General features: G+C 61.5%; 14 protein-coding genes. 9 read left to right on the forward strand and 5 right to left on the reverse strand.

From position 1 onward, the window contains the following. Positions 1-173 precede the first annotated feature (173 nt). Entirely contained in the window at positions 174-908 is a 735-nt protein-coding gene (locus JQ641_RS18530) for a Crp/Fnr family transcriptional regulator (RefSeq protein WP_211997426.1), read from the forward strand. A gap of 49 nt (positions 909-957) precedes the next feature. Here JQ641_RS18530 and JQ641_RS18535 read toward each other — a convergent pair whose 3' ends face one another. The 5 genes from JQ641_RS18535 to JQ641_RS18555 are packed head-to-tail and all read right to left on the reverse strand — an operon-like array spanning position 958 to position 5,984. Next, positions 958-1,644 (reverse strand): cyclase family protein, encoded by a 687-nt coding sequence (locus tag JQ641_RS18535; protein WP_211997427.1) that lies wholly within the window; start codon positions 1,642-1,644, stop codon positions 958-960. A gap of 26 nt (positions 1,645-1,670) precedes the next feature. Continuing rightward, positions 1,671-2,378, reverse strand: a complete 708-nt coding sequence (locus JQ641_RS18540; protein WP_211997428.1) for a molybdate ABC transporter substrate-binding protein — start codon at positions 2,376-2,378, stop codon at positions 1,671-1,673. Further along, positions 2,375-4,516 (reverse strand): xanthine dehydrogenase family protein molybdopterin-binding subunit, encoded by a 2,142-nt coding sequence (locus JQ641_RS18545; protein ID WP_211997429.1) that lies wholly within the window; start codon positions 4,514-4,516, stop codon positions 2,375-2,377. Before JQ641_RS18545 ends, JQ641_RS18540 begins: the two co-directional genes overlap by 4 nt. After that, positions 4,513-4,983: a (2Fe-2S)-binding protein gene (locus JQ641_RS18550; RefSeq protein WP_211997430.1), complete on the reverse strand. Its 471-nt coding sequence runs from the start codon at positions 4,981-4,983 to the stop codon at positions 4,513-4,515. Before JQ641_RS18550 ends, JQ641_RS18545 begins: the two co-directional genes overlap by 4 nt. A gap of 26 nt (positions 4,984-5,009) precedes the next feature. Next, on the reverse strand, positions 5,010-5,984 hold the full coding sequence (locus tag JQ641_RS18555; RefSeq protein ID WP_502754971.1) for a tripartite tricarboxylate transporter substrate binding protein: 975 nt from the start codon (positions 5,982-5,984) through the stop codon (positions 5,010-5,012). Between the two features lie 328 nt (positions 5,985-6,312). On the opposite strand from JQ641_RS18555, the gene JQ641_RS18560 reads away from it, so the two are divergent. The 8 genes from JQ641_RS18560 to JQ641_RS18595 all read left to right on the forward strand — a co-directional run bounded on the left by JQ641_RS18560 (position 6,313) and on the right by JQ641_RS18595 (position 17,181). Next, a complete protein-coding gene (locus JQ641_RS18560) occupies positions 6,313-7,404 on the forward strand; it encodes a hypothetical protein (RefSeq protein WP_211997432.1) in 1,092 nt (363 codons plus the stop codon). Between the two features lie 70 nt (positions 7,405-7,474). Further along, positions 7,475-10,249, forward strand: coding sequence for a xanthine dehydrogenase family protein molybdopterin-binding subunit (locus JQ641_RS18565; RefSeq protein ID WP_211997433.1), 2,775 nt, complete (start codon positions 7,475-7,477; stop codon positions 10,247-10,249). Continuing rightward, on the forward strand, positions 10,246-10,770 hold the full coding sequence (locus tag JQ641_RS18570) for a (2Fe-2S)-binding protein (protein ID WP_211997434.1): 525 nt from the start codon (positions 10,246-10,248) through the stop codon (positions 10,768-10,770). Before JQ641_RS18565 ends, JQ641_RS18570 begins: the two co-directional genes overlap by 4 nt. Positions 10,771-10,792: 22 nt before the next feature. Continuing rightward, on the forward strand, positions 10,793-11,410 hold the full coding sequence (locus tag JQ641_RS18575; RefSeq protein WP_211997435.1) for an Isoquinoline 1-oxidoreductase subunit: 618 nt from the start codon (positions 10,793-10,795) through the stop codon (positions 11,408-11,410). A gap of 138 nt (positions 11,411-11,548) precedes the next feature. Continuing rightward, positions 11,549-13,351: an adenylate/guanylate cyclase domain-containing protein gene (locus JQ641_RS18580; RefSeq protein ID WP_211997436.1), complete on the forward strand. Its 1,803-nt coding sequence runs from the start codon at positions 11,549-11,551 to the stop codon at positions 13,349-13,351. A gap of 427 nt (positions 13,352-13,778) precedes the next feature. Further along, positions 13,779-15,872, forward strand: a complete 2,094-nt coding sequence (locus JQ641_RS18585; RefSeq protein ID WP_211997437.1) for a molybdopterin oxidoreductase family protein — start codon at positions 13,779-13,781, stop codon at positions 15,870-15,872. A gap of 71 nt (positions 15,873-15,943) precedes the next feature. After that, positions 15,944-16,726, forward strand: coding sequence for an enoyl-CoA hydratase/isomerase family protein (locus JQ641_RS18590; protein WP_211997438.1), 783 nt, complete (start codon positions 15,944-15,946; stop codon positions 16,724-16,726). 194 nt (positions 16,727-16,920) lie between these two features. Continuing rightward, positions 16,921-17,181 (forward strand): hypothetical protein, encoded by a 261-nt coding sequence (locus tag JQ641_RS18595; RefSeq protein WP_211997439.1) that lies wholly within the window; start codon positions 16,921-16,923, stop codon positions 17,179-17,181. Positions 17,182-17,219: the final 38 nt, after the last annotated feature.

Below are 17,219 nucleotides of genomic sequence, written 5' to 3' on the forward strand. Positions count from 1 at the left end.
GGATGTCCGTACCATCCGATGGCGGGTTCCAAGGTTATCGGAGCGTTAATGCCTGGGCTACCTTCGTGTTTTGGCCGCTAAATCGACGCAGTAGGATGCTTTCCGGTTGAAAAGCCAACCGGCGTTGATTACGGAAGAGCTACATCCCGAACAGTTTCTGGAGTTTGACTGGCGTGCCTCAGCAAAGGACGGGTGAAGCTCAGGGATTTTCGAGCAGCAAACTGTCGGTTTTGCGCAAGCATCCCTATTTTGTCGACCTCGAGTCCGAAGCCTTCGATCAACTCTGCCGTTACGCCAAACACGTCACGCTGAAGCGGGGGGCGACGATCTTCGCCAAGGGAGATCCCGGCAACAGCCTGTTTGCCGTTATCTCCGGCACGGTGAAGATCAGTATTTCTTCGCCCGACGGCCGCAACGCAATCCTGAACCTGATCGGGGCGGGGGAGATTTTTGGCGAGATCGCGCTGCTTGACGGTTCTGCCCGCTCTGCAGACGCGACCGCGAACACCGCTTGCGAGCTCTTCACGATCGACCGGCGCGAGTTCATCCCCTTCGTACGCAGCCAGCCAGGCCTTGCGATGAAGTTCATCGAACTGTTGTGCACGCGGATTCGCTGGACCAGCGATCAGGTCGAACAGGTTATCCTTCAAAATTTGCCGGGTCGGCTGGCCAGCGCGTTGCTTCGCTTAACCGAGAAACACAAGCTTGAACCGCAGGGCCGAACTATTGCGATTACCCAGCAGGAAATCAGCGAGATGGTCGGTATGACGCGAGAAAGCATCAACAAGCAGTTGCGGGCCTGGGCGGCGCGCGACTGGGTACGGCTAGAGCACGGCGCGATCGTTGTACTGAAGGCCGAGCCGCTGCAGGCTTTGGCCGAAGCCGGATCTGGCGACGAAGGCGAATAGCGGCGAGCCGCCGGCTATTAATTCTCCGGCGCGTTTCGCGATATTATTTTCACAGGTCGAACACGGCCACAGCGCGGATCGGGGAGGCGGTGCCTCCGCGCCACTTCATCGGCAGGCCGATGAAGGTGAACTGGCCTTTGCCGAGCAGCGCTTCCAGATTGCACAAGCTCTCGATGTGGGTGATGTCGAGGTCGAGACAGGCCTTGTGAACGAGCGCGTTCACGTCGCCTTCGGGACCGGGCCGCATCGAGTCTATGCCAAAATGCACGACGCCCTGCTGTGCGAGCCATTCGGTCGCGGCGACATTCACACCGGAATTATCGTTCGAATATTCCTTGCGCGGGAATGTGCGTTCGTGGTGGCCCGTGCAGAGCAGTACGGTGCCATCCCTCGGTACCGGCACGCCGGCCTTTGTCACGGCGACCTCGAGATCGGCAGGAGTGATCTCCGCGCGCGGCGCGATGTGGCGCAGGTCGAGGCAGATACCCGGCACAATGCATTTCTCCAGCGGATACTGATCGATCGGTATGCCGCTCTTGCCGAAATGCCGGGGCGCATCGATGTGGGTGCCGGCGTGATCGACCATTGAGATGAACATCGATGCAAGTCCGTGCACGTTACCGGACTCGGCAAGGGATTCTTCGTGGGTCTTCCAGACGCCGTGGATGACAGGTGGGTGGCCAGGATAGCTCGGGGTGCGATGATAGAGCTCTCGGCTCAGGTCGATGATTTTCACGATAGAACCCTTTGGGGAGGATGCGGCTATTTCGGAATGCTGATAAACCCTGCGCGGTCGCGTTGTTCTTGTTGCCCTGCGCCGACCAGCAAGTCGATCAGCTGCTGCGCCTGGGGAGCGTGGGCAACTTTGGTGGCGATGCCAGCTGTGTACATCGTTGCGAGTTCGCAGCCGGGTGGCAGCGTCCCGGACAGGCTGACGCCATTGGTGCTGATGATCTCGGTCGATTGCGTGCAGCCGATCGGACGTCGCGCATCGGATGCCGCCATTTCGCGCATGGCGGTCGCGCCATTCGGAAAAATCTTGAGCCGTGCGGCGACTTCATCGGTGATGCCGAGTTGCGCCAGCACCTTCGCGACGTGAATGCCGGCGGTCGAGGCTACCGTGTCCGGCACATAGATCGCATCCGATGCAAGCAAGCATTCGCGTAAGCCGACGGTATCCTTGACCGCAACAGAGGGATCGCCGGCGCGGACGGCGAGGGCGGTCTCTACCAGGCCGACATTTGCGATCGATGAGGTGGCCACCAGCTTCTCCTCGGCAAGCTTGGCCACGATCGCTGCGGTCAAAATGACGATGTCGGCCGGTATGCCGCTGCGCAATTTGTCGGCCATGGCGCCAACCGCGCCAAACTCTCCCGCGATATCGAAACCGGTCTGCGCCTTGAATTTCGAAGCCAGGCTGCCGACCAGTCCCTGTGCTGCGCCGCCGCTCAGGATGTTCAGGTTGCTCATGGGGCCTGCTCCATGGCGGCGATGATGTTTTCGCGCGTGATTGGAAGATGGCGCACGCACACGCCGAGCGCGTCGAACACGGCGTTGGCAATGGCCGCCGAGACCGGGCCATGGGCAGCTTCGCCGGCACCGACCGGGTCCATCTCCGACCGCTGGATCAGTTCGACTTCGACTTCCGGAACCTCGCTGAAGCGAAGGATCGGATACTCCGTCCAGTTGGTGCTGGTGATGCGTTGCCGGTCGAAGCGGACGCGTTCCTTCAACACCCAGCTCGTGGCCTGGATTGCGCCGCCTTCGATCTGATTGATGACGCCATCAGGATTGATGGCTTCACCGACATCGACCGCCAGGGTCAATTTTCGGACGCGGATATCGCCGGCCCCCTCAATCTCGGCGACCGCGGCACAATAGGCGCCGGTGTTCTTGTAACGCGCAAAGGCGATGCCGTAGCCAATGCCGGGTTGCTTCTCAGGCTTCCACCGGGCGCGCTTCGCAGCAGCGCGGATCACGTCCTTTGCCCGCTCATCCGTCAGGTGACGCAGCCGGAATGCGACCGGGTCTTCGCCGCGCTCGGCGGCGATCTCATCAAGGAAGGATTCAATCGCGAATACATTGCCCTGCGCGCCAAGTGTCCGCAGCGCGGAGGTGCGGATCGGCATGGTCGTCAGGCGATGGCTTTCGATCTGCCAGGATGGGAAGTCATAGAGCGGTACGGCATTGCGATCGCTGCCACCGCCATTGGCCTGCGGTGGATTGGTCGAGATCATCCGCGGAAACGGGTTTTCCACCTCGAATCCCGCCAGCAGTGCCGGCTGCGCCGCGCGACCGGGCCGTGCTACATGGCCGTTGCTCCAGATGGAATGGCGCCAGTCGATGATTTCACCCGCTGCGTCGAGATCGGCTTCAATCTCGATCGCCATGGCCGCGCCAAACGGCGCGTCCGACATCTCGGCTTCGCGCGACCATTGTACCCGCACCGGCCGGCCGCCGGTGGTTTTGGCGAGCAACACAGCGTCGAGTGCAACGTCGTCGGCCGCGTTATGTCCATAGCAGCCGGCACCCTCCATATGTTCCACTATGATATTCTCGGCCGGCAGTTTGAGAACCAGCGCCAGATCGGTGCGCAGGAGATAGACGCCCTGGCTGTGGGTCCAGACGTGGACGCGGTCGCCGTTCCACTGCGCCATGGCGCAGGAAGGCGCGATCGAGGCGTGGGCGATATAGGGGCGGGTATATTGCCGTCGAAGCGTCCGCTTCTTGGCACCGGGCGACGATGCTGTTCGCTTGTCGATGATCGTCGTTTCCGAGGGGGCGGCCTTCAGGAATGCAGCCAGATCGCTTTCGTCGGGAAGGGGCTCGCCGTCGGCCCAGACCGCGCCCTTGCGCAGGGCTTGCAGCGCAGCTTCCGCGCCATGCTCGGTTTCGCAGACGACGCCCGCGAAACTGCCATCGCGCACCACTGCGACGAAGCCGGCTATCGTCCGGACATTGCCGTCTTTCAGCCCGGTGAGTTTCGCGCGCGCGTTCTGTGGCCGCAACACGCGGCCGTGCAGCATTTCCGGCAATGCCCAATCGTGGATGAAGCGCGCCCGCGCGAATACCTTGTCGGGGATGTCGATCCGCTGCACCGAGTTTCCAGCGAGCGCGCGGCGTGTGGCTGGTTTAGGCTTCACATCGGGCGTCGCGTCGCGATCGAGCGAGACTTCTTCCGCAAGCTCCCAATAGCTCGTCGTGACATTGCCCGGCCCTGAAATGGTGCCGTCCTCGACACCGAGCGAAGCGATGTCGACACCCAGCCGTTCCGATGCCAGTTGAAGAAAGATCTGGCGTACCTCGGCGCAGGCATGCCGCATCGCGCGTCCGGATTGTTGCACGGAGAGGCTGCCTGAAGTCACGCCCTCGTTGGGGCTGGCAGCGGTCGACGCGCGGATCATCTGCACGCGGGAAATATCGATGTCGAGTTCGTCGGCGGCGATCTGGGCCAGGGCCGTTACAATACCTTGCCCGATCTCCACCTTGCCCGGCGAGACCGTCACCTGTCCCTGCGGCGAAAATTTCAACCAGGATGACAGTTTCGGGTTTGCCGCGAGATTCACCGGCAATTTGGGCGAGGACGGGCTCGGCGCTGGCTGGTTCATTCCGCCGCCATCTCGTCGGCTGCGCGCAGCACCGCCCGCACCATGCGGTTATGCGAGCCGCAACGGCAAAGGTTACCGTCGAGCGCTTCTTTCACTTCTCGGCTGCCGGGCTTGGGATTTCGTTTCAGCAGCGCGGCCGCGCTCATGAGAATGCCGGAGACGCAATAGCCGCATTGCAGCGCCTGCTCGGTGATGAAGGCGCGTTGCAATGGATGCGGTCGCTCAGGAGTTCCCAAGCCCTCGATGGTCGTAATGTCCTTGTCCGCCACCGACCACAGCGGTGTATCGCAGGCCGCCACCGCGCGATCGCCGATCATGACGTTGCAGGCGCCGCATTCACCCGCGCCGCAGCCGAAATGCGATCCGGTCATGCCGAGCTGCCCGCGCAAAATATCCAGCAGCGACCGATCGGGATCGGCGTCGACATCCATCTCGACGCCATTAAGGCGAAATCGAACGCTTGGCATTGGGCGAAGACCCTGGCTGGCGGTTCTTATTGCGGCTTGTCGAATTTCTTGACGACCTCAGCCCATTTCACAATATCGCCGCGCAGGAATTTGTCGAACTCTTCCGGGGTCATCGCCATGGGAACCGCGCCCTGCTGGGTCCAGAGCTTGACGATATCCGGCCGTTTCACCGCGGCGTTCACGGCGGCATTGATTTTGTCGATGACCGCCTTTGGCGTTCCTGCCGGCGCCATCAATCCCAGCCAGATGGTCGCCTCATAGCCGGCAACGCCGGCCTCGATCGTCGTGGGCGCGTTGGGCAGCACGGTGGAGCGCGTCTTGCCGGTGGTCGCCAGCGCGCGCACTTGGTTCTCCGCGACATTGGGCGCCATCGTCGGAACCGCATCAATCATCATCTGCACCTGGCCGCCAATCACCCCGCTACGCGCCTCGCCGCTGTTGCGGTAGGGCACATGCACGAGATCAACGCCGGCCATGGTTTTGAACAGCTCGCCGGCCATGTGATACGGCGTGCCCTGGCCGGACGACGCGTAATTCAGTTTGCCGGGCTGCGATTTGGCCAGCGCGATGAATTCCTGCAGCGTCTTTGCCTGAACGCTTGGGTGGATCACGATCACGAGGTCTGAATAGTTGACCGGAGCGATCGGCGCGAGATCACGCATCAGCTCATATTTGCGCTGCGGCACCAGGGATTCATTGGCGGTCTGGGTGTTCGACATCATCAGCAACGTGTAACCATCAGGCGGTGACTTGGCCGCCTCCAGCGTGCCGATGACGCCGCCGGCGCCGGTGCGGTTCTCGATCACGAAGGGCTGGCCGAAGTTTTCCTGCAGGATGCTGCCGATCTGACGGGCAGTGACGTCGGCAGGGCCACCGGCGCCGAACGGGACGATCACCCGAACCGGCCTTGAGGGATAGTCCTGCGCCAGGCCTGTTGTCCCAAGAACGGTCTGTGCCGCGACAAGCGTTGCCGCCAGCGCAAGCGCCCATCTCAAGCGCATCATTTCAACCTCCCGAACCCAGCCTTGTTCTGCTTGGCCTGTTGCCGGCCCAATCTGGCTTCAGGGAAGTCTAGCGATCCGCGCGATGACCGCTAGTACCCTCAGGTGCGACATTCGTCGCGCTGCTGGCCTGTTTGACCAATTGATCACCAGCCCTTTCCGGAAATGCCCCCGTCCTATTTGCCCCGTCCTATTTGACGTATTGCATCAATCAAGCCGCAACCATCTGCATCATCGACGCCACGCTGGCCGTGGCCAACGCAAACAGAATCATTGAGAGTGGAAAACTGATTGCTGATCCAGGACACCCCGTCGCGAGGAATGTGACATGAAGCTCTTCCCCTGCATGGCTGTTGCTACCCTTCTGCTCGCCGGCAGCAGCACCGTCAGCAATGCCCAGACCCTTCCGGCCTATATGGCGCCGATCTCGGGCAAATCGGCTGCAACCGCCTCGGATATCGCGACCAGGGATATGCTGGCGCTCAACACCGGCATGTTCGAGCTTTATGGCAATGCAGCAAAGATCTTCCAGAAGAACATCCTGGACAAGCATCCGGTGATTCTCGCCCTGTTCTCGGGCGCCGGCGGTCGGATGATCCTGTACCGGCCGGGAATGCCGCCAATGGATGCGCCGCAGGTGCCGATCGTCTATCAACTCCTCAAGTCGGTCGGCCACAGCACGATGGCGCTGGCCCAGGTCGTCGGCCCCTATGTCGACAATCCCGATGACAAATCCTGGCGCGGGGCGATGCTGGCCTATCGCAGCCGCATGCAATCGGCGCTCGATGGCCTCGACGCCACGCCGATGGAGCCCGGTTGGCGCGACAACAATCGGACCATCCTGCAGAACAACCTCGCGTTCATGGACGAGTGCGTCGCCAAGGGCGCCGTGCCGTTCGCCACGCTCGAAGCCTTCGGCAAGAAGCAGGCGCCGTATCTGGCGAAGAACGTGGCTTGGGCGGCGCAGACACAAGTCGGGCACTGGATGACCGTGCTGGCGGACTGGAAGAAGCAACTCGGCGCCGACTGGGACAAGACCTATGCCGCGAGCAACACGATCTATGTGGCGCGCCAGAACAACGTGCTGTTCAGCGTTCTCGCGCAATTCTTCGGCCCTGACGCGATCAACAGCCGCTTGCTGCTGATCGAGACGGTTTCGTTCACGACGACACCGGCGGACATGTTGGAATCCTTGACCCGCATCATTGCGGATCGCTCGGTCGGCTCGCTGTTCTTTGGCAACTATCATCTGATGGACTACGAGCTGATGGGGGGCGACGCGCGTGTCGCGATCGTTGCGGAAACCGGCAAGCGCGGCATGACGCCGTTCCTGCCGCCTGTCGTTCCGTTCGGCTCGAAGCAATGGCCGACATTGGTGACAACAGGGCCGGGCCCGGCATCGATTGCCGATCTGAAGTAGTTCGAGCAGCTATGACAGCCGGTTTGAGAGCCGGCTGCCATCACTATAGCGTTGACCAACAGGTAGGAACATGCGGCCTTCGCGGCGCGAGTTTGTGAAGTGGGTGTCGGCAAGCGGCATCGCGCTCAGCCTGTCACGCCTGGGATCGGCGGAAGCGGCCGGGTTGCCCCCACGTGCCTCTCTCCCGGGACGCGAGGGCTGGAATCCAGCGGCCAATGGTGCTGGCCGCATCGACGGCGTTGCCAAAGTCACCGGCGCAAAACTCTACGCGTCTGATTTCCGTGCGTCCGACCTGCCGGGCTGGCCGCAAAGCACCTCGCACGCGATCCTGGTTCGCGCGCCAGACGCCACGCATGTCTATGTCGGAATGGATCTCGCGCGGCTGAGCGGCGCGCTCAAGCCGTCGATGGTCGTGACCGCTGATGACCTCGACAAGATCGGCACCCGCGTTCCAGCATTCTACACCGGCGACCTGTTCTGTCCGGTCGGCAAGACGCCGATCTATATGGGACAGCCGGTTGCGCTGTTGATCTTCGAGACGTTTGACGCCTTCGACCGGGCGCGGTTGGCGTTGCGCGACGGGACCTTCGTCAAGTTCGGCGAAGAGACCGGCCCGGTCGCGATACCAAACTACGGTGCCTATCGCTTCACGCGGGTGGCCGGGCCAACGCCTGACGCGCCCGATGTCTATTCGCCGATCCAGGCGGGCTGGGTCAGCCCGGGACGCTCCCAGATCTCGCCACTCCCGGTGTGGTCGCCGCTCGCAAAGGACACGCCGGCGCCTTACTCCAAGGCCGCGGTCTACGGCGAACAAATTCGAAGCGAGCTCGCAGCGAAGAATTCCAATCTGCTGATGCTGGATCGCGAGTTTGAAACCCAATCCGTCGATCCGATGTTTCTCGAGCCGGAAGCCGGCATCGGCTGGTACAACAACAAAAGCGAAAGCCTGGAACTCGTCCTTGGCGTGCAGTCTCCCTACGAGGCGGCTGAATCGATTGAGCATATGCTCGGCAAGGCGAGCGCTCCATTCAAGCCGGCACGCATCAATGCCCAGTTCACCTATGTCGGCGGCGGGTTCGGCGGCCGCGACCACACACCGTTCGTCCTCTATGTGGCGCTGGCGGCGATGTTCTTTCCCGGCCGTCCGGTCCGGTTGGCGCATGACCGCTATCAGCAGTTTCAGGCCGGCATCAAGCGCCATCCCTTCAAGATGCGATCCCGGATCGGGGTCGACCGGACCACCGGCAAGATCACGGCCTTCGCCGCCGACCATGTGCTCGATGGCGGTGGTCTTGCCAATTTTTCTGTCAACGTGGCAACCGTTGCCGCGACTGCGGCGATCGGCATTTACGACATTCCGAAAGTCGATGTAACCACGGTTGTGGTGCACTCCCGTGGCGTCACGGCCGGATCGATGCGCGGTTACGGCACGCTGCAGTCCATGACGGCACTGGAAGTGCTGATCGACGAGGTGGCAACTGCCTTGCCACTCGATCCGATTGAATTCCGGCGCCGCAACGCGCTCAAGCCCGACGGCCGGACCATGAGCGGCAATCGCTACATCGTCTCGGTCCGCACCACGGAAATGCTCGACAAACTCGAGAAGCACCCGATCTGGCAGCAGCGCGCGCAGCAGAAGTCAGCCGCGCGGCCTGGCACCCTCGTTGGCACCGGGCTCGCCTGTGTGACCAAGGACTACGGCGCCGGCGCCGATTGTTCGCTGGGGCGTGTCGAACTCTCGCCCGAAGGCCGGATTACGATCTATTGCGACCATGTCGAGATGGGCAATGGTATTGGCACCGCGCTGGCCAACCGGGTGGCGATCCATCTCGGCATCGTCGCCGACGAAGTTTCGGTGGCACGCGTCGATAGCTATGATGTCCTCGGGCTGGTCACGTCGGGCGATCCCTACACGATGGATCAGAAGACGCAGGATCGGGCAGAGAAAGACCCGCGCTGGGTGCCCGCGATCAGTACGGCGACCAGCGCCTCGGTCGGCGCGCATGTGGGAACCCATTCGGCGGCCGAGGCGGCGCGCGTCATCTTCCGCTTCGGCTTGTGGCCGGCGGCGCTTGAATTGTGGAACATCGCCCCGAACGACCCGCGCGCCAAGGATTGGGCGAAGGCGCAATGGAAAGACGGGCAGCTTGTTATGTCCGGTCTTGCGGCGCTGCCCTTGCCGGCACTGGCCGCGAAGGCGCATGCACGCAACCTGGTGACCGGCGCCATGGCGCACAGCTTCTCCCGCTGGGAGTGGTCGCGTGCGCGCTTTCCGTTCAACGGCGAACAATACCGCGCCGAGATCGATGCGCTGGCGGTACGGAAGGGTAACGGAAAGTTCGCCCGGATCGATCGGGTCAGCGTCAGATTCCCGCCAGCCGTCAACAACCAGAGCGGGAACACCTATACCTCGATGTGCGGAACGCTGGTCCGCGTCGAAATTGAGCGCGCGACCGGTGTGCTGCGTATCGCCAAGGCCTACAACGTATTTGAATGCGGCCGCGCATTGGTGCCCGAAGTGGTGCTGGGCCAGGCGCAAGGCGGGTTTGCGATGGGCGTTGGTTATGCGTTGCTGGAGAACCTGCCACCCTACGAGGGGGGTCCCGGCAACGGCCAGTGGAATCTCGGGCAGTATCTTGTGGCGCGCGGGTCGGATCTGCCGCTGCATGACCTCGAAACCGAGATGTTGCCGCCACTTACGCCGGACGAGCCACCGAAGGGCATGGCGGAAGTCGTGATGGTTCCGGTGGTGCCGGCGATCCTGAACGCCATCTTCGATGCCACCGGCCGTCGCTTCCAATCCTTGCCGGTGACCGCCAGCCTGCTCAAGGGAGTGCTCGCGTGACCAGATTGAGCATCACGATCAATGGCCGCGCGCACGGACCGACGGATGTTCGCGACGATCTTTCGATGAACGATTTCCTGCGCGAGTATCTCGGGATGACCGGCACCAAGTTCGGCTGCGGCGCTGCGCAGTGCCTGAGCTGCGCCGTCATCATCGACAATCCCGACGGGACGAGCTTCACCAGCCCGACCTGCGTTGTCTCCGCGGTGAGTTTCGACGGCAAGTCCATCCGGACCGTCGAGGGGCATGCGAAGAATGGCGAGCTTACGACGCTGCAGAAGGCGTTTATCGAGCATTTCGCGTTCCAATGCGGCTATTGCACCGCCGGTTTCCTGAACGAAGGACAGGTGCTGCTGGAGCGCCTGGCGAAGGCTCCGGTCGCGCGCGCGGAACTCGAAAAAACCATCGCGGAAGCGTTCGACGGACACATCTGCCGCTGCACCGGCTATGTCAAATATCACGAAGCGGTACGTGACGTGATCCTCGCGGATTCCAAGCGCTATCTCGTGGCGAAGCAATGACCGGGCGCGAGGACCAAGCGACATGAAATCGAAACCGCGGTTTCAGATTCTCGTCTCTATCGCCACCGTGGCGACGAGCATGCTTGCGGGCTACGCGGTTTCCGAAACTGCGCCCCGGAATCTTGCCAGCCCTGAGAGCTTTGCATCCATTGCCGATACGAACGCGCGATCCGCTGCGATCTTCACTGAACTCGGCAAAGTGCTCACCCATCCACGCTGCACCAATTGCCATCCGGCGACTGACCGTCCGAGGCAAGGCGATGAGAGCCGGCTGCATCAGCCACCCGTCGCGCGCGGCATCGATGGCCACGGTCTTCCGGCGATGCGCTGCTCGATTTGCCATCAGAATGCGAACTTTGAGCCGGCTCGCATGCCGGGTCACCCGGAATGGCACCTCGCGCCGCGCGAAATGGCATGGGAGGGCAAGACGGTTGCCGAGATTTGCATGCAGCTCAAGGATCCCGCGCGCAACGGCGGTCGTAAGCCCGAGGATCTGATCCATCACATCGGCGAAGATACGCTGGTCGGCTGGGCCTGGGCCCCGGGTGCCGGCCGCAGCCCCGCGCCCGGTACGCAAAAGCAGGCCGGCGCGCTGGTCGAGGCCTGGGTGAAGAGCGGCGCGGCCTGTCCCGCGCAGTGATCGCGGCCGCTGGCCCTTGAAGGCGGACTCGTTTTGCTCACTTCGAGACCCACAGCGGACAGTTGGCCTTGTCGGACAGGGGCCTATTTTTCTGATAAGTAGACTGGGCAATTCGATTTCCCAGGGCTGAGGTGTACCTTGAACGACGAGCGCGTGGAACGGCGGCTCGCAGCAGTGTTGGCGGCGGATGTCGCCGGGTATAGCCGCCTGATGGGGGCTGACGAGGAAGGCACGCTGTCCCGGCTAAAAGCTGTGCGAAAGGGTTTCGTTGACTCCGCTGTAGCCTCCCATCGAGGTCGCCTCGTTAAAACGACCGGTGACGGCATGCTGGTGGAGTTTGCCAGTGCCGTCGATGCGGTACGCAGTGCGATCGAAATGCAGCGCAGAATGGCCGAACAGAATGCCGCCGTGCCGCAGGATAAAAGAATCGAATTCCGCGTCGGCATTCACGTCGGCGACATCATCATTGACGATAGCGATATCTTCGGCGATGGCGTCAATATCGCGGCACGCCTTGAAGGGCTCGCTGAGCCGGGTGGCGTCTGCATATCGGGTGCCGCATACGATCAAGTTCGCGACAAAGTGCCATTTTCCTTCGTCGATCTTGGCAATCAAACGCTAAAAAACATCGCACGCCCAGTAAGTGTCTACAGCATTGCGGCAAGGGAAATGACCAGGTCAGAGGAGACGATTGGACAACCGAACGCCGCCAGTCCGGAAGTCCATGATCGCTCTGACACTCCGGCTTCGGTTCATTCAGCCGGAGAACGCGGGACGCGCCCAAGTCTCGCGGTGCTTCCGTTTGATAACCTGAGCCATGACACCGAAATGGAAGGTTTCTGCGATGGCTTGGTAGAGGACGCCATAACGGCCCTCTCGAAGTTTCGGTGGCTGAATGTCGTCTCACGCAATTCCAGCTTTGCTCAGAAGGGACGTTCGGTTGATATCCGAAGGATCGCCCGTGACATAGGCGTACGCTTTGTAGTTGAGGGAAGCGTCCGGAAGGTTGGCACACGCATCCGCACCACTGCGCAGCTCATTGACGGAATTTCTGGCAATCACATCTGGGCAGATCGTTACGACCGCGACTACTCAGCTGCCTTCGATCTGCAAGACGAAATTGTTCGCGATATCGTTGCATCGCTTGAATACACGCTGTGGATCACGCTCGTTCGCGGAGATGTTGGTGCGCCAAACTCTGCAAGCTCGCCGCTGCGTGCAGCAGGATGGCATATCGCAGAATGCACGCACACAGGCAATCGCATTGCTATCGCCTGCGCCAACCGCGCTTTGGAGGCCAATCCAAAGAGCGTCGCAGCTTATCAATACCTCGCAAATGCCTATATCGTCGAGTTGATGACTGGCTGGTCCGAAGACCAGGCGGACGCCGGCCTCTTGTTGGAGGCGGCACGCAAGGCGACATCCCTCAGTCCCGGTGATCATCTCAGCCAAGGCCTTCACGCAGTCGGGCTGGCATTCGTCGGAGATCACGACGAGGCGTTGGCCTATGCGCGGCGTGCCTTGGCCCTCAATAGTAATTCGATCACCGTCTTAGGGCCGTGCGGAAACGTTCTATCGTTTGCCGGAGAGACTCGGGAGGCGAACGAAATCCTCGAGCGGATGCTTCGACTTGCCCCCGCACATTATTTTCGAGCAGGCTTCTTGTCGCAAATGGCGCTCAATTGGCTTTGTCTGGGCGATCCCGAGCGCGGTTCGCCACTGGTGAGCGAGGCATTAAAGCTAAAGCCGGAGGCAATTTGCTGCCACGTCACGCATGCTAAAATCTCGGCCTCGCTTGGCCGTCACGAAACCGCCCAAGCGGCAATTTCGGCCGTCTATCGATGTCGGCCAGATATAAACAGATCGCTTATCAATGTCATGTTTCCGCATCGAGACAGGTCCATTCCTAGCCAACTAGCAGGGTTGCTTGGAATCACTTGACGTAGGGGCTAAGCGGAAATGAGGCGATTTATGAGAACACGGCCTGGCTAGTTGGCTGCTTTTGACGCAAAGCGCGCTATTGCGCGGCGCCGCGGGTGCTTTTGCCGAATTCCGGGATGATGAAGAACTGCTACTGATTTGCCCGACGTGTCAAAATGTTTTTGCGGGTATGGCATCCATGCCAGCGACCCCTTTCTTTCCAAGGGGTTCCTTTCTTTGCATGGGGTTGTTTTCGCGATTTTTTATCTCGGGCCCTTCGGCGTAGTGCGTCGAAGACGAGCGGGAGCGCACTGGTGGAGGCTCTGGCTTCACGCCAACGGAGGGGCCTGCGTCGGCGCCCGATGCATGGCTTGCTTGCCGTTTTCGCCGGTGTACCCGTCGATAAAGCTACTCGGCGACGGCGGATTTTGATGTTACCTATCGGGGCATGAACCAGCATGCCAAGGTCGATATCCGCCACTCCACCTGTCCGCATGATTGCCCATCGGCCTGCGCGCTCGATGTCGAGGTGATCGACGGCCGCAGCATCGGCCGGGTGCGTGGCTCCAAGCAGCAGACCTACACGGCCGGCGTCGTCTGCGCCAAGGTCGCCCGCTATGCCGAGCGCATCCATCACCCCGACAGGCTGTTGCACCCGATGCGTCGCATCGGACCCAAGGGTTCCGGTCAGTTTGCGCGGATCTCGTGGGATGACGCCCTGGATGAAATCGCCGCGCGTTTCGATCAGGCTGAGAAGGAATTCGGCGCCCAATCGGTATGGCCGTATTATTACGCCGGCACGATGGGCCTGGTCATGCGCGACGGCATCAACCGTCTTGCCAATGTGAAGAAATATTCCCGTTTCTACTCGACGATTTGCGCGAACGTCGCCCGTATCGGATTTGCCATCGGCACCGGCAAGATCGCCGGCGTCGATCCGCGCGAGATGGGCGTGTCCGACCTTGTCGTGATCTGGGGCACCAATCCCGTGAATACCCAAGTCAACGTGATGACGCATGCGATGCGCGCCCGCAAGGAGCGCGGCGCCAAGATCGCTGCGATCGATGTTTACAACAACGACACCATGAAGCAGGCCGATATCAAGATCCTGCTTAAGCCCGGCACCGATGGTGCGTTCGCCTGCGGCGTCATGCACGTGTTGTTCCGGGAAGGTTACGCCGATCGCGAATATATGGATCGCTACACCGATTGCCCGAATGAACTGGAAGCACACCTAGCGAACCGTACGCCGGAATGGGCCTCAGCGATCTCGGGCGTGCCGGTCGAGGAGATCGAGGCGTTCGCCCGCCTGGTCGGTCAGACCAAGCGTTCGTTCTTTCGTCTCGGCTATGGCTTCACGCGCAGCCGTAATGGTGCGGCGCAGATGCATGCGGCGCTGTGTATTCCGGCGGTAACCGGCGCCTGGCAACACGAAGGCGGCGGCGCGTTCTTCAACAATTTTGCGATTTGGAAGTTCGATGAATCCATCATCGAGGGCCACGATGCGCTCGATCGCACCACCCGCTGGCTCGACCAGTCGCAGATCGGCCGTATCCTGACCGGCGACACGGAAGCCTTGAAGGGCGGGCCGCCGGTGAAGGCGATGCTGATCCAGAACACCAACCCGATGACGGTGGCGCCGGAGCAGGCGCTGGTGCGCCAGGGTTTTGCGCGCGAAGACCTGTTCATGGTGGTGCATGAGCAGTTCATGACCGAGACGGCTGTCATGGCCGACATCGTGCTGCCGGCGACCATGTTCATGGAGCACGACGATCTTTATTACGGTGGCGGCCATCAGCATATTTCGGTCGGCGCCAAGCTGATCGATCCGCCCGGCGAGTGCCGTTCGAACCACGAGGTGTTGCAGGGCCTCGGCAGTCGGCTTAACGCCGTGCATCCCGGCTTTACGATGTCGCCGCGCGAGTTGATCGACGCGACGCTGCAGAAGAGCGGTCATGGCGATATCGCGGCCCTGGAGGCGGATCTCTGGCGCGACCTCCAGCCGGATTTCCGTACCTCGCATTACCTCGACGGTTTTGCGCATGCGGACAAGAAGTTCCACTTCAAGGCCGACTGGGCGAACCCGCCCTTCGGCAACGCCTTGGGCCCCTGGGCACAGATGCCGTCGCTGCCGGACCACTGGAACATTATCGAGGAAGTGGATGAGGCCCATCCGTTCCGGCTCGCCACCAGTCCCGCGCGCAGCTTTCTCAACACCAGCTTCAACGAAACGCCATCGTCGATCGCGCGCGAGGGCAAGCCCTCGGTGATGATGCACCCCGATGATGCCGCTACGCTCGGGCTCGCCGATGGGGATGTCGTCACACTCGGCAACGTGAGAGGCGAGACGAATTTGACGTTAAAGCTGTTCGACGGGCTGCGACGCGGCGTACTGATCGCGGAATCCATTCAGCCGAACAAGGCCCATATCGGCGGTCGCGGTATCAACATGCTGACTGGAGCCGAGGCGATCGCCCCCGTGGGCGGTGCGGCGTTCCATGACAACAAGGTCTGGGTGAAGAAGGCCACGCTTTCGGCTTAAATCCTGCTTGCAGTCCGGCGTCATCCTGCCGCAAATGTTCGCCAACCCATGGCAAACAGGGCGAGCGGACAATGACCGACAACAGCAGCGTAATACGCGAAAAGCGCGGACAGGCGTTCTGGATTACCATCAACCGGCCGGACAAGCGCAACGCCATCAATGCCGACGTCGTCGCCGGCATCGCCAAGGGGTACCGCGACGCCCATGACGACAAGGAAGTGCGCGTCATCGTGCTGACGGGTGCGGGCGACAAGGCGTTTTGCGCCGGCGCCGACCTGCAAAACAGCGGTGCCGCCTTTGCGATGGATTTCTCCAGGCCGAATGTCGACTACGCCGATTTGTTGCGATTGTCGCAGAACGCCACCAAGCCTGCGATCGCGCGGGTAGGGGGCGTTTGCATGGCCGGCGGCATGGGCTTGCTGTGCATGACGGATATGGCGGTGGCCGCCGATCACGTGATCTTCGGGCTGCCCGAGGTGAAGGTCGGCGTGTTCCCGATGCAGGTGATGAGCCTGTTGCAATCGATGGCGCCGCCGCGCCTCGTTAACGAATGGGCGCTGACCGGCGAGCCGTTCAACGCCAAGGCTGCTCAGGCCGCGGGGCTGCTGAACTACGTGGTGCCGTCGGTCGAACTCGACGCCAAGGTCGATTGGCTGATCAGCCGCATCGTCGACAAATCGCCGACTGCGATCCGGCGTGGAAAATATGCCATGCGTGCCATCGCCTCGATGTCGTTCGACGAAAGCATCGCCTACACTGAAAGCCAGATTGCTTTGCTGGCCATGACGGAAGACGCCAAGGAAGGCCTCAAGGCCTTCAGTGAAAAACGCAAGCCCTCGTGGCCGGGTAAATAGTTCGGTTGTGGGCTCCTGGCACGACTGCTCGACGTGCGACCGCCGAGTCGAACGAACCCGACACTGTTGTCGATCAGCCAATCACGACGGCAGGCCCGGGCCGGGTGGGCCGAGGGGTCTTGATAAGGATCGCGCCATTTGGCACTCTGACGATGGATTTTTCCTGAGCGTCGATTTTTTCCAAAGGGGGTTTCATGCAAAGGCCATTGCTGACGATCGTGGCGGCGACCTTTGCCGCGGTTCTGCTTTCCGGCGGCAGCGTCCAGGCCGGTCCGTACGCTTTTGGAGATGCACCCTACCGACTGAACTGGTGGTACGATCCTGAGATCGAATCTGGCTGCTGGAAATGGAATTGGCAGCTGCACCAGTGGAACGACTATTGTCCACGGTATGTGCAGCCGAAGGCCTATATGTACCCGCGTTCCCCGCGGGTAGCGTTGCGTACCAAGGGCTAGCGCCAATTACGGCAGCCGGAGGCTGCGCGCCTGACTAT

The organism is Bradyrhizobium sp. JYMT SZCCT0180, from assembly GCF_018130165.1.
In the GTDB taxonomy this organism is placed as follows: domain Bacteria; phylum Pseudomonadota; class Alphaproteobacteria; order Rhizobiales; family Xanthobacteraceae; genus Bradyrhizobium.